This window comes from Alcanivorax sp., assembly GCF_040119285.1.
Classification (GTDB): Bacteria; Pseudomonadota; Gammaproteobacteria; order Pseudomonadales; family Alcanivoracaceae; genus Alcanivorax.
The window spans coordinates 417,399-430,300 of the sequence record NZ_JBEDTY010000032.1 but is presented as its reverse complement, the minus strand read 5'-3'; the positions used below and the strand labels follow the sequence as shown (position 1 = coordinate 430,300).

The 12,902-nt window shown below is 55.9% G+C and carries 10 protein-coding genes; all 10 read right to left on the bottom strand.

Annotation, left to right across the window (positions count from 1 at the left end; translation table 11 throughout):
- Window positions 1-67 precede the first annotated feature (67 nt).
- The 10 genes from ABNH10_RS11370 to ABNH10_RS11325 all read right to left on the bottom strand — a co-directional run bounded on the left by ABNH10_RS11370 (window position 68) and on the right by ABNH10_RS11325 (window position 12,892).
- A complete protein-coding gene (locus ABNH10_RS11370) occupies window positions 68-1,978 on the bottom strand; it encodes a RecQ family ATP-dependent DNA helicase (protein WP_349386039.1) in 1,911 nt (636 codons plus the stop codon).
- Window positions 1,979-2,142: 164 nt separating this feature from the next.
- Window positions 2,143-3,444, bottom strand: a complete 1,302-nt coding sequence (tilS, locus tag ABNH10_RS11365; protein ID WP_349386038.1) for a tRNA lysidine(34) synthetase TilS — start codon at window positions 3,442-3,444, stop codon at window positions 2,143-2,145.
- A gap of 2 nt (window positions 3,445-3,446) precedes the next feature.
- Window positions 3,447-4,418 (bottom strand): acetyl-CoA carboxylase carboxyltransferase subunit alpha, encoded by a 972-nt coding sequence (locus ABNH10_RS11360; protein WP_349386037.1) that lies wholly within the window; start codon window positions 4,416-4,418, stop codon window positions 3,447-3,449.
- Window positions 4,419-4,757: 339 nt separating this feature from the next.
- Window positions 4,758-8,258, bottom strand: coding sequence for a DNA polymerase III subunit alpha (gene dnaE, locus ABNH10_RS11355; protein ID WP_349386036.1), 3,501 nt, complete (start codon window positions 8,256-8,258; stop codon window positions 4,758-4,760).
- Window positions 8,255-8,917 carry a ribonuclease HII gene (gene rnhB / locus ABNH10_RS11350; protein ID WP_349386035.1) on the bottom strand — a complete coding sequence of 221 codons (663 nt, stop codon included), beginning with the start codon at window positions 8,915-8,917 and terminating at the stop codon, window positions 8,255-8,257. The genes dnaE and rnhB overlap by 4 nt, the downstream gene beginning before the upstream one ends.
- Window positions 8,917-10,068 (bottom strand): lipid-A-disaccharide synthase, encoded by a 1,152-nt coding sequence (lpxB, locus tag ABNH10_RS11345; protein ID WP_349386034.1) that lies wholly within the window; start codon window positions 10,066-10,068, stop codon window positions 8,917-8,919. Before lpxB ends, rnhB begins: the two co-directional genes overlap by 1 nt.
- A 1-nt stretch (window position 10,069) precedes the next feature.
- Window positions 10,070-10,837, bottom strand: a complete 768-nt coding sequence (gene lpxA, locus ABNH10_RS11340; RefSeq protein WP_349386033.1) for an acyl-ACP--UDP-N-acetylglucosamine O-acyltransferase — start codon at window positions 10,835-10,837, stop codon at window positions 10,070-10,072.
- A gap of 73 nt (window positions 10,838-10,910) precedes the next feature.
- Complete coding sequence (gene fabZ, locus ABNH10_RS11335) at window positions 10,911-11,351, bottom strand: 3-hydroxyacyl-ACP dehydratase FabZ (RefSeq protein WP_502877129.1); 441 nt, start codon at window positions 11,349-11,351, stop codon at window positions 10,911-10,913.
- Window positions 11,352-11,387: 36 nt separating this feature from the next.
- Complete coding sequence (gene lpxD, locus ABNH10_RS11330; protein ID WP_349386031.1) at window positions 11,388-12,398, bottom strand: UDP-3-O-(3-hydroxymyristoyl)glucosamine N-acyltransferase; 1,011 nt, start codon at window positions 12,396-12,398, stop codon at window positions 11,388-11,390.
- Window positions 12,398-12,892, bottom strand: coding sequence for an OmpH/Skp family outer membrane protein (locus ABNH10_RS11325; protein ID WP_349386030.1), 495 nt, complete (start codon window positions 12,890-12,892; stop codon window positions 12,398-12,400). Before ABNH10_RS11325 ends, lpxD begins: the two co-directional genes overlap by 1 nt.
- Between the last annotated feature and the right edge of the window lie 10 nt (window positions 12,893-12,902).

The following is a 12,902-nucleotide window of genomic DNA, read 5'->3' as shown; positions in this document are numbered from 1 at the left end:
ATTGCGTTACAGCAACGATCACTGCACCGCTCCCACGGTAAAGTCAAAGGCTGCCCCCTGCCCCCCATTACGGCTCCAGCACCGCCCGACACGCGGCCAATACCTCGGCGAAGGGCACCTCCATCTGTGATCCGAACGACGGGTGCCGCGCCAGTCGAGCCCGACTGGCGCGGGGGCTACTAATGCCACAGAGAAAACGGGCCAGTTGGCGAGGGGTCGCCAGAGCCGCGTGCCTTTGCGCTATAACCGCCAGGATGACTGCTGGATCGGGAGCAGGCCGATGACGTTCAGGTAGCCGATGATGTTCGCCTTTACAGGCGCTGCACTGGCCGCAGGGTTGAGGCAACTGCTCACCGAAATAACCCACTAAGCCACGCTGGTAACAATCGCTGCTTTGCGCCCAATTACATACTTGCTGCAGCCGCTGGATATCGCGCTGCTCACGAACACGAAACTGCTCTGCGATCTGTGCCGTCAACGCCTGCGGATCGGCTGGGCGATTGACCATCCGGTAGCCCTGGCGCACCCCGGCCACACGCACTACAACCATGCCCTGCTTCTCCAGATAGCCAATCGCCTTGAGAATTCGCACCCGATCGACCTGCAATTGGTCCGCCACGGCAATCGGTTTCAGAGTGAGCCAGATGCGCCCCTCTTTGCCTGCAGCAAAGACCTGCCGCAAGAAATCCGCTCGCTCATGGTCGAACTGAGCCAACACCTCAGCTTGAGATATCTGAAATGCCAGCTTGTACTCCGTGTAGAACGGCGCTGTCGAACGAATAATCCCGTCCAGCTCCAGATAGGTCAGCAGAGTGTTAATAACCAGAGGGCGGACATCGAACTGCCCGGACAATTCGTGCACCGAAAGGTCGAACTGCGCCGGTTGATTCACCAGCCAGCCAATGAGCCCGGCTAGTGCTTCACTGTCTGGGGTATCGCCGTAACTGAAATTTTCCAGCACGGTCAGGTCGTCCGAACTGGCCAGCAGCAGACATTGTGAAGGCTCGCCGTCTCGCCCTGCCCGGCCAATTTCCTGCATATAGTTTTCCAGGGACTTGGGCAGGTTGTAATGATAGATACCCCGAATATCCGCCTTGTCGATACCCATCCCGAAAGCAATGGTGGCCACCACGATATTTACCTGCCCCGACATGAACGCTTCCTGAACGCGATGCCGCTCCTCACCTTTCAATCCCGCATGGTAAGCCTGTGCATTCAACCCCTGCTCGCTCAGCAAAGCCGCCACCTGCGTTGCCGTTTTCTGCAGAGTGACATAGACAATCGCCGGCTCCGAGGGACGAGCCTGTAACGCTTCCAGCAGTGCCCGACCTCGCTCTTCCACATTGTAGGGGCGGACACTCAACGCCAAATTGGGACGGAAAAACCCGGTTTGCACATGGTCGGCAGGGGCAATGGCAAAGCTGTCACAGATCTGCTGCGCCACTTGAGGCGTAGCGGTAGCCGTTAACGCCAGCACCCGCCCAACCTCCAGCTCTTTCGCCAACTGCGCCAACTTCAAATAATCCGGGCGAAAGTTATGCCCCCATTCAGACACACAATGGGCTTCATCCACGGCCATCATGCTGATTGATAGCCGTTTCAGCCGGGCTAGAAAGCGCTCATTGGCCAGGCGTTCCGGTGCCACGTAAAGCAACTTTATACTGCCGTCTTCCAAGCCTCGATAGATGGACTGCAGCTGCTCGGCATCCACGCTGGAATCCAACCGCGCCGCCGCAATACCTAAGCGGTGCAGTTGGTCGATCTGGTCTTTCATCAATGCAATCAGTGGAGACACCACCAACGTGACTCCGTCCAGCATCAACGCAGGTAATTGGTAGCACAGGCTCTTGCCACCACCGGTGGGAAAGACTGCTAGCGCGGATCGCCCGGCCAGCAAGGCATTAATGACCCGCTCCTGGCCGGGGCGAAAACCCTGAAGCTTGAATGTCTGCTGCAAGTGTTGCTGAAGGGTCAGCATGGTGCTTCCTTTATGCTGAGAGGCGTTTTTTGCAATAGAACCCTGAGCCGAATAGCGAATAAGTTTGTCTGAACCGCCAGCAGGAAACGAGGCTACCTGTCGTATTTCCCTGTGAGACAGAACGGACAATGAGCCGGTGCCACACAGGCAAGCCGACAGGATTATTAGTCAGACTCAGAACCAGCCGGTAATAAATACCAGCGCTCAGCGCGCTCGAGCGCTTCGCCATCGGCCAGCCCCACCAGCGGCACACTCACCACCTCGCCATCTCGGCAAAGTAGCGGCCACTGCCGGCGTTGCCAAGGCGGCACGCCTGCCGCACGCCAGAGCTCTTTGATTTTCTGGCGCAAGCCATTGCGCCGCAGAGTCAGGGCACCGGTGAATGAGCGGAGTTGAATATCCCCGGCAGGTCGCAGCACCCATACTGCGCCTTCCACAGCGTGCTGTGTCCAACGCCAACGGGGCAAGTCCGGCGGTGCCTCGCCTTCAGGCCAGAGTATGTCACCTTGCCAGGGCTGGAAGGCTTCACGACGAGCAAAGTGTAGAGCTCCCTGATACACGCGAACCGCATATCCGCCCCACTCGACTCGGGCTTGGCTATCCTCTGCTGCCAGATGCAACACTCGAATCTGTTCAAGAACGGCAGCGCTGGGGGCGGAGGCCCGGTTTTTCTGCAGCCACCACCGCAGTACATTACGTTGGCGCGCCAAGGATAACTCCGCCAGGCGCGGCAGCGGCAGAACAGCCCCGGATACGCCTATGCTTGCGGCATCCTGGACCGCGACTTCTGTCAGCAATTGATTGGCCTCAGCCATGTGCTCTGCGGCCCGGGCAAGCGTGGCGTCAGCACCGGGCCAACGCTCGCGCAGTGCCGGAAGGATAGTATGGCGAAGATAATTACGTCGCAGGCTTTGGTCCTGGTTACTGGGGTCTTCCAACCAATTAAGCGATAATTCTGCCCCCCATTTTTCAAGAACATGCCGACCCAGGCCAAGTAACGGTCGCCAGAGCGTTACACCCTGTTGCTGGCTGTGCTGACCCATGGCTGACAGCCCCTGTACCCCCGCTCCCCGTAGCAACCGGAACAACACCGTTTCCGCTTGATCATTGCGATGGTGTGCCAGCACCAGCGTCGCGCCTTTGGCTCGAGCCAGTGGCAATAGCACTTGGTAGCGGGCGTCCCGAGCACCCGCTTCCAGCCCTTCAGCCATGCTCACGGTGACGGGTTCAATCGTCAGCGCAATACCATACTTATCCGCCAAGGCCCCACAGAAACGCGACCAAGCGCGACTATCCGCCTGCAGTTGATGATCGATATGGACAGCGCAAAGGCGCGGGGCTAAACCTGCTTGGACAAGCAGGTGGAGTAATAGAGAGGAATCGAGGCCACCGCTTAAGGCAAGCAACAGTGGCCCGTCTGGGGCCTGTTCAGCCAAGCGCTGGCTGAACCTAGCAGCATCAGACATGACTATTCGTCGACGGGGTCGCTAACCACGTTGCCGTAACTCATCAAACGTTCGTAACGGCGGTTAATGAGGGCGTCAGTCTCCATGGAACCAAGCGATTCCAATTGTGTTGCCAATGCCTTGCGAATCGCATCGGCAGCTTGGTCATAATCCCGGTGAGCGCCTCCCAGGGGCTCCTTGATCACTTGGTCAACGATGCCGAGCTCATGTAATCGCCCGGCAGTTAGGCCCATGGCTTGCGCAGCTTCAGGGGCTTTATCCGCACTGCGCCAAAGAATGGAGGCGCACCCTTCCGGTGAAATAACCGAGTAGGTAGAAAATTCCAGCATCTGTAAATGGTCACACACACCAATCGCCAGCGCCCCACCGGACCCCCCTTCACCAATAACAGTGGCGATAATGGGGGTTTTGAGCTGGGACATTACACGCAAATTACGGGCAATGGCTTCGGACTGACCGCGCTCTTCTGCATCAATCCCCGGAAACGCCCCAGGCGTATCAATGAACGTCAGCACCGGCAACTTGAACCGTTCAGCCATTTCCATCAATCGCAGCGCCTTACGGTAACCTTCCGGTTTCGGCATGCCGAAATTGCGACGAACCTTTTCTTTCACTTCGCGGCCTTTTTGATGGCCAATCACCATCACTGGCTGCCCGTTCAATCGGGTCATGCCCCCAATAATCGCAGGATCATCAGAAAAGGCACGGTCACCATGCAATTCATCAAAGTCGGTAAAGATCCGCTTGATGTAATCCAACATATAGGGGCGTTTAGGATGACGGGAAAGTTGGGAAATTTGCCAGGAGCTTAGCCCTCGGAAAATGCTCTCGGTAAGCGTGATGCTCTTTTCCTGCAACTTGGCCACTTCCTCGGAAATGTTTATATCACTGCCACTGCCCACCAAACGCAGTTCCTCGATTTTCGCTTCCAGGTCGGCAATCGGTTGTTCAAATTCGAGGAAATTGGGATTCATATTCTGTGCCTGTTCAAGGTGTTATCAGCATGCGCCCGGGCCAGAATGGCCTCTTCATGGCGTTATTACGGCAGCAACGTCACGCCGGAGCCCGAAACGCAACCTGCCCATATAAAGAGTGCAACAAGTGTAGCCGCAACCCGATGACAAGGTCGAGACATGGCCGACATGGCTAGGTTGCAAACTGTTTCAATAAAGAGGCGGAGTACGTCCCACGCTGCAACACGGGAGTGCAACAAGACAAACCATGGGCCTGTGACACGCCTAACAGCCTGGTTGAAGAGCGCCGAAACGCGCCTCAGCCAGTCACACTCGTTCTGGCCCGTATTTTTTGTTGCCTTAATACTCCATCCGCACCGCGTCTTCGCCAAAACGGATTCGCAACTCTTCCACAAGCGACTCGTGGGGGCTGATTTTCCATTCGTCGCCCAGCCAAAAGCTCGCGGCGGCGATGCTGTGATCCAGATCCAGCAATACTGGGGTATTGCCCCCCTGATACGGCGACAACATCTGCTGAAGCTGCTCGGGCAAGCCTTCTATTACCGGAACGGCAACGCGCAGGCGACGGGCGAACGCTTCCCGAGCCTGACGCATATCCATAATTTCATCAGCGATCAAATTGAAACCGCCTGTGTACTCATCGTTGCGCACCCCGCCCTTGAAGATTAACAAGGCATCTTTCTGCACCAACTCGCCGTACTCAGCGAAGGTCTTACCGAATACAGACACTTCCACCCGCCCGGTTTTGTCATCCAGGGTGATAAATGCCATGCGCTCACCGCTGCGTTTACTGCGGGTGATACGCAGTGCCACGACTAACCCGGCCACGGTGGCGGCTTCGCCCTTGCCAGTGGGCTGCAGGGCGTTAATCCGGGCCGTGACGAACTGCCGCACTTCTTTTTCATACTGATCAATGGGGTGCCCAGTCAAAAACAAACCAAGGGTATCGCGCTCACCGTTGAGGCGGACTTCGTCATTCCAGGAGCGGGCCGGCTTCCATTCCACTGCTGTGGCCGGGCTGTCATCCACCGCCCCAAACATATCCATAATGCCCGCCGCTTCGTTGCGGGCATCCTGGTCCGCGGCCGCAATCGCATCCGGCAAGGTGGCCAGCAATTGCGCCCTATCATGGAAGCTGCTGTTTAGACCCAGCTTATCCAGCACACCAGCGCGCACCATGGCCTCCAGAGAGCGGCGATTGATTTTTTTCAGGTCAATACGGCGACAGAAATCAAACAGATCCTTGAACTCACCACCGTCAGCCCGGGCCGTCACGATAGCCTCAATGGGCCCTTCACCCAACCCCTTGATGGCGCCCAGACCATAAACGATGTCGCCTTCCGGGTTCACGGTAAAGCGATAACCACAGGAATTCACATCCGGTGGCAGCACCTGCAACCCCATGGTTTTGCATTCATCAATGAAGGTCACCACCTTGTCGGTGTTCTGCATATCCGCAGAAATGGTGGCCGCCATAAACTCCGCCGGGTAGTGAGCTTTGAGCCAAGCGGTTTGATACGCGACGAGTGCGTAGGCTGCAGAGTGAGATTTGTTGAAACCATAGCCAGCGAATTTCTCCACCAGATCAAAGATCTTCATGGCCAGGCCCGCATCTACCCCCTTCCCCTTTGCTCCTTCTTCAAAAATCGCCCGCTGCTTTTCCATCTCTTCGGGCTTCTTCTTACCCATGGCCCGGCGCAACATGTCCGCGCCACCCAGCGTGTAGCCGGCTAGCTCCTGGGCGATCTGCATCACCTGTTCCTGATACAGAATGACCCCGTAGGAAGGTTTCAGGATAGGCTCAAGCCACTCGTGCTGGTACTGCGGGTCAGGGTAGGCGACTGGCTCGCGACCGTGCTTACGGTTAACGAAGTTGTCCACCATGCCGGACTCCAGCGGCCCCGGACGATACAGAGCCACCAAAGCGATGATATCTTCAAACACATCGGGCTTGAGCTTTTTAATCAGCTCCTTCATGCCCTGACTTTCCAGCTGGAATACCGCGGTGGTATCGCCCCGTTTCAGCAGGTCAAAACTGGGGCTGTCATCTAGCGGGATATGGTCAATAACCAGATCATCCAGCCCTTCGCGGCCACGTTTAACGTTGGCGGCTTTTACCGCCCAGTCGATGATGGTCAGGGTTTTCAAGCCGAGAAAGTCAAACTTCACCAAGCCGGCGGATTCCACGTCGTCCTTGTCGTACTGGGTCACCAGGTTGGTGCCGTCTTCTTCACAGTACAGCGGCGCAAAGTCAGTGAGCTTGCCCGGGGCGATCACAACGCCCCCGGCGTGCTTGCCCACGTTACGGGTCAAACCTTCCAGCTTGAAGGCCATTTCCATGATTTCGTTGGCGGCATCCTTATCGGAATTTTCATCGCTTTCCAAAAATTCGCGCAGGGTTTCTTCCTGCTCCAACGCCTTGCTCAGGGTCATTCCCGGCACTCCGGGAATCATCTTGGAAAGTCGATCCGCAAGCCCATAGGGCTTGCCTTGCACCCGCGCCACATCACGCACTACCGCCTTGGCGGCCATGGTACCGAAGGTGATGATCTGACTCACCGCATCACGGCCGTACTTATCCGCCACGTAGTTGATTACGCGGTCACGTTTTTCCATGCAGAAATCAACGTCAAAGTCAGGCATGGATACCCGTTCCGGGTTAAGGAACCGCTCGAACAGCAGATCGTAACCAATCGGATCCAGGTCGGTGATCTTCATGGCATACGCCACCAGCGAGCCAGCCCCGGAACCACGCCCCGGCCCCACCGGTACTTCGTTGTCTTTGCCCCACTGAATAAAGTCGGCAACGATCAGGAAGTAACCCGGAAAACCCATCTGGTTGATGATATCCAGCTCGAAGCGGAGCCGGTCATCATAGTCTTTTCGTTTTACCGCATACTCGGGGTCGTTCACATCCAGTAGCGTTTTGAGTCGTTCTTCCAAACCATCGCTGGAAACTTTTTCAAAATATTGCTCGATGGTCATGCCGTCCGGAATGGGAAAATCCGGCAGGAAGTTTTCTCCCAAGCGAATATCCAGGGTACAACGGCGGGCAATTTCAACCGTGTTCTCAAGCGCTTCGGGCAAGTCTGAAAACAGCGCCATCATTTCATCGGCGGATTTCAGGTACTGCTCTTCTGAATATTTCTTCGGGCGACGCGGGTCGTCCAAAGTATTACCGTCATGGATGCAGACCCGGGACTCGTGAGCTTCAAAGTCTTCCCGCCGAAGGAAACGGACATCGTTGGTGGCCACAACTGGCAGGCCCAATTGTTCGGCCAAAGTAACGCTGGCATGTAAACAGTCCTCATCACCTGGCCGCGAGGTTCGCTGCACCTCCAAGTAAAAACGATCACCATAGGCGGACACAAGCCAACGAGCGTACTGTTGCGCCTGTTCGTGTTTGCCCGCTAGCAATAACTGCCCGACCTCACCTTGGCTCGCTGCTGAAAGCACGATCAGGCCTTCATTCAGCTCTGCCAGCCACTCGGGTTTCACTAAAGCGCGCCCGCGATCCTGATTGGTCTGCCAAGCACGACTAATCAGTAGGGTCAGATTCTGATAACCCACTTCATTGAGCACTAAAAAAGACAGGTAGGCTGGCCCGTCTATGTGTGTGCCTTGCACCCACAGATCCGCGCCCAGTAGCGGCTTGACCCCCGCGTTCATGGCATTTTGGTAGAACTTGATCATCGCAAACAGATTCGAATCGTCGGTGACCGCCACCGCCGGAATCTGCTCGTTCACACAAGTCTTGATCAGTTCCTTGACCCGCACCACCCCATCAACGAGGGAATAGTCGGTATGCAGACGAAGATGGACAAACGAAGGTTCGCTCAAAACAAATTCCCTTGTGCAATTGCTGCTGCCACCGGGCCAAAGGAGCGACGATGCTCGGCCAGGGCGCCATGTTGTTCCAGAGCCGCCCTATGCACCGCTGTGGGATAGCCTTTGTGGCGGTCGAAGCCATATTGAGGGTATCGCAGATGGAGATCATGCATTTCACGATCGCGCGCGACTTTGGCAAGAATGGAAGCGGCCGATATAGCCGGCACCCGTCCGTCACCTTTCACTACCGCTTGCGCCAGGCAAGGGAGCGATGGCACCCGGTTGCCATCGATAAGCACCGCCTGGACGTCCAGCGGCAACGCGGCAACGGCCCGCTGCATAGCCAGCATGGTGGCATGCAGAATATTCAGTTGGTCAATTTCATCCGGCTCTGCCCGCCCCAAAGACCAGCCAAGCGCATGAGTCTTGATCTCATATTCCAGCGCCAGGCGCTTCTTTTCACTTATTTTCTTGGAGTCTGCCAGGCCAGCTATCGGATACTGCGGATCCAGTACAACCGCAGCGGTCACCACCGCACCCACCAAAGGGCCACGCCCCACTTCGTCTACGCCCGCCACCCGCATGCCGGGCTGCCAAAGAAATGCGCAAGGAATGAACGGATCTGCCAGGGCATACTCTGCAAAAGGGTCACCCGCTTGTGCTTGTGCCATCAGGCCTCCAGCAATTGAGCAACGGCAGCAGCCGCTTTCTCGCTGGCGCCACCACGAAGTTGTTGATGCACATCCTGGAACTGCGCTTTCAATGCCTGAGCCTGCTCTGGCTGATCAAACCAGCGGCGCACGGCAACGACAATGGATTCCGTAGTGAGCCCGTCCTGAATGAGTTCAGGGACCATTTCCTGCCGACATAACAAATTAGGCAAGGAAACAAATTCACTCTTTATCAGGCGACTGACAATAGCGTAAGTCACTGCCCCGACCCGGTAGCCTACCACCATGGGCTTGCTCAACAACAAGCCTTCCAGCGTAGCTGTACCGGAGGCCATTAACACCACATCTGCCGCCGCCATCACCGTCCGGCTCTGTCCATCGATCAGCGACACGGGCAAATCAGGCTGCGTATTCAGCAACGTCTGTATTTGTTCACGGCGGGCCGCGTTGGCAGCCGGAATCACATACTGCAGCGTGGGATCTTGCTGGTTTAGCACTACCATGGCATCCAGGAAAGCGGGCATCAGTTGCCCCACTTCCCCCCCCCGACTTCCCGGGAGTACTGCCAGGAAACAGGCCTTAGGATCCAGCCCCAGCGTCTTGCGAGCCCCGGTCACATCCGTTTCCAATGGGATGCGGTCGGCCAATGGGTGGCCGACAAAAGCCACCGGCACCTCATGTTCTTCATAGAAGCGCGCTTCGAACGGCAGTAGCGTCAGCATCAGATCAATGCTTTTCTTGATACCTTTGATACGGCCTTGGCGCCAAGCCCACACGGACGGGCTCACGTAGTGAACGGTTTTCAAACCTTGATCATGGAGACGACGCGCAATTGGCAGGGTGAAATCCGGGGAATCAATGCCAATCACCACGTCCGGCTGATGCTCGAGCAGAAAGCGGACCAGAGATTTGCGCAGGCGCAGTAATTCAGGAAGGTGAGACAACACCTCGGTGATCCCCATCACCGACAGCTTTTCCATGGGAAACAGGCTGGTCAAGCCAGCCTGTGCCATCTCCTCGCCGCCCACGCCAATAAAGCGAGCACCAGGGTAGCGGGCCTCAAGGGCCTGCATCAGGCCCGCCCCGAGAATATCCCCGGAGGCTTCCCCGGCAATCAGCGCGACAAGCGGAGCATCCCTGCACTGCCTCATATCAGCGAGTTATGCCGCGCTCGGAGGCTTTCAGGGAGTCGATGAAAATCTGTAGCGCGTCCGACGACTCCATGGACTCTAACTCGGCAAGCGCCTGCTCCAGGGTCAACCCCTGCCGGTAGACCACCTTGTAGGCCCTGCGCAGGCTGCTAACCACATCCTTGGACCAGCCACGGCGGCGCATACCCTCAAAGTTCATGCTGCGAACACTGGCAGGGTTGCCAGACACCATCACGTAAGCAGGGATATCTTTGACTACGAGTGAGCAACCAGACGTCATAGCATAAGAGCCAATTTTGCAGAACTGGTGCACCCCGGTCATACCGCCCAGAATTACACCATTGCCTACATGACCATGGCCCGCTACAGAAGCGTTGTTAGCAAAAATACAGTCATCGCCAATAATGCAGTCATGAGCCACGTGCACATAGGCCATTAGCAGATTGCGACTACCGATTCGGGTCAGCGAATTGTCCTGAATAGTACCGCGGTGGATGGTCACCGATTCGCGAATAACGTTGTCGTCGCCGATTTCCAGGCGAGTCGGCTCACCGTTATATTTCTTGTCTTGGCAGTCCTCTCCCACGGACGAGAACTGGAAAATATGATTATTGCGGCCAATGGTGGTAGGCCCCTTGATAACCACATGGGAGGCCACCACCGTGCCCGCTCCAATTTTCACATCGGGACCAATCACGGAATACGGACCCACATGCACATCCTTTGCAAGCTCCGCAGCCGGATCAATAAGGGCGGTTGGATGAATCATGGACTAGTCACTTTTATTTTGATGAGGAAGGCAAGCAGTATACGCCAGCTCGGTACACTGGCGTACGGCAGGATCAGACTTTCTGCTCAGCCACGAGCATTTCTGCACTGGCCACGGTTTTTCCGTCTACCTGCGCCTCACAGGTGAATTTTAGAATATTTCGCTTTATCACCACGTACTCGGCAAACAGATGCAGCGCATCTCCAGGCACGACCCGGCGCTTGAAACGTGCCTTGTCGGTACCCACAAGCAAATAGATATAGCCGTCGGACGGCTTTTTATTTTCCGTCACAAAACCCAGAATCCCTGCAGCCTGCGCCATGGCTTCGATAATCAACACGCCAGGCATGATCGGCTCTTCGGGAAAATGGCCATTAAAGAACGGCTCATTGATCGTCACGTTTTTCAACGCTTCGATCCGCTTTCCGGGCTCCAAATTCAACACCCGATCAATCAACAAAAAGGGGTAACGATGGGGCAGGTATTCCCTGACCTCTTGGATATCCATCATCATGTGTTCCACACAGGCAAGTACCGCAGATCGCGGAAATTAATCGCTTAAACGTTCGAGCTTACGTACACGGCGTGCCAGATCATCCAGATTCCGAAAGCGTGCCACGTTCCTGCGATAACGGGACTGACTATCCACAGGCAACGCGGAACCGTAGGTACCCGGCTCTTTGATGGAGCTGGAGACCAGTGACATGGCCAAGATCTGCACCTTGTCACACACCTCAATATGACCAGCAATACCGGCGGCTCCCCCGATTAGGCAGAAAGAACCAATTTTGGCTGAACCCGCGATACCAACTTTCCCGGCTATAGCGGTATGATCACCAATGACAACGTTATGGGCGACTTGGATCTGGTTATCCAGAATCACACCGTTACCAATGATGGTGTCTTCGATGGCACCACGATCCACTGTCGTGCCAGCGCCAATTTCCACGTCGGCACCGATGGTGACGCCACCGACTTGATGAAGCTTGGTCCAACCGGCGCCATTAAAGGCAAAACCGAAACCATCGCCACCGATTACGCAATTGGCGTGTATGATAGTGCGCGGACCCAGTGTCACACCATGATAAATTGTAACATTTGGCCAAATTCGGCACTGATCACCGATATGAGAGCCGGCACCCACCACGCTGTTGGCCATGATCACGGCGCCCTCTCCCACGATCACACCCGCTTCCACCACCGCATTCGGGCCAATGGACGCAGAGGCGTCAATCTGTGCCGTCGCATCCACTACCGCAGCAGGATGCACACCCGGCTGCACCTGCGGTGCCACTTCAAAAAAAACACTGGCTTTAGCAAAAGACAAGTATGGATCTTTAACGATCAATGCTGCCACCGGGCAAAACTCCCGCTGGGACTCTGGAATCAGCACTGCGCCCGCGCTGGTCTGCTCCAGGAACGTGCGATAACGAGGGTTGGCAAGGAACGTCAGCTGGTTCGGCCCAGCGGATTGGATTGTTCCCAGCCCGTCCAATACATGGCTGGCCTCACCAACCAGCTCTGCATCCAGCTTGTTTGCTAGTTCACCGAGAGTCAGCATTATTTCATGCTGTTCAGTTGTTTGCCCACGGCCTCGGTAATGTCCAGGTCAGGCTTGGTGTACATCACCGCCTGGGCATTGAGGACCACATCCAGCTTTTCACGCTTGGCCACGGCTGCCAAGGCAGTTTTCAGCTTTGGCTGCATTTCTTCCAGGATGTCGCGCTGCGCTTCGTTAGCACGCTTTTGCAGCTTGCGCTGCAGGCTCTGAATTTCAATCATTTTCTGCTGCCCTTGGGTCTGCAGCGTATCCTGCTGATCTGCAGACATGGTCATGGCTTCTTTTTGCAGCTTCTGTTGCAATTTCTGTACATCCTTCTGCAACGACTTGAGCTTTTGCTCATCGGCAGACAGCTCACTTTCCAGTGAGGACATTTTCGCTTTCACATTATTCGATAATTGCAGTGCCGCAATAGGATCAAGCACCCCAATGCTGGCGTCACCCATAACCAATGAAGGCAAAAGAAGTGTCAGTGCTAGCAGTGTTTTTTTCATCGTTGTTAAA

Excerpts from the sequence above, each read along its gene's own strand:
- ABNH10_RS11370 (WP_349386039.1), bottom strand. The coding sequence starts at position 1,978 with ATGCTGACCCTTCAGCAACACTTGCAGCAGACATTCAAGCTTCAGGGT.
- fabZ (WP_502877129.1), bottom strand. The coding sequence starts at position 11,351 with ATGATGATGGATATCCAAGAGGTCAGGGAATACCTGCCCCATCGTTAC.
- ABNH10_RS11360 (WP_349386037.1), bottom strand. The coding sequence starts at position 4,418 with ATGAATCCCAATTTCCTCGAATTTGAACAACCGATTGCCGACCTGGAA.
- tilS (WP_349386038.1), bottom strand. The coding sequence starts at position 3,444 with ATGTCTGATGCTGCTAGGTTCAGCCAGCGCTTGGCTGAACAGGCCCCA.
- lpxD (WP_349386031.1), bottom strand. The coding sequence starts at position 12,398 with ATGCTGACTCTCGGTGAACTAGCAAACAAGCTGGATGCAGAGCTGGTT.
- rnhB (WP_349386035.1), bottom strand. The coding sequence starts at position 8,917 with ATGGCACAAGCACAAGCGGGTGACCCTTTTGCAGAGTATGCCCTGGCA.
- lpxA (WP_349386033.1), bottom strand. The coding sequence starts at position 10,837 with ATGATTCATCCAACCGCCCTTATTGATCCGGCTGCGGAGCTTGCAAAG.
- lpxB (WP_349386034.1), bottom strand. The coding sequence starts at position 10,068 with ATGAGGCAGTGCAGGGATGCTCCGCTTGTCGCGCTGATTGCCGGGGAA.
- ABNH10_RS11325 (WP_349386030.1), bottom strand. The coding sequence starts at position 12,892 with ATGAAAAAAACACTGCTAGCACTGACACTTCTTTTGCCTTCATTGGTT.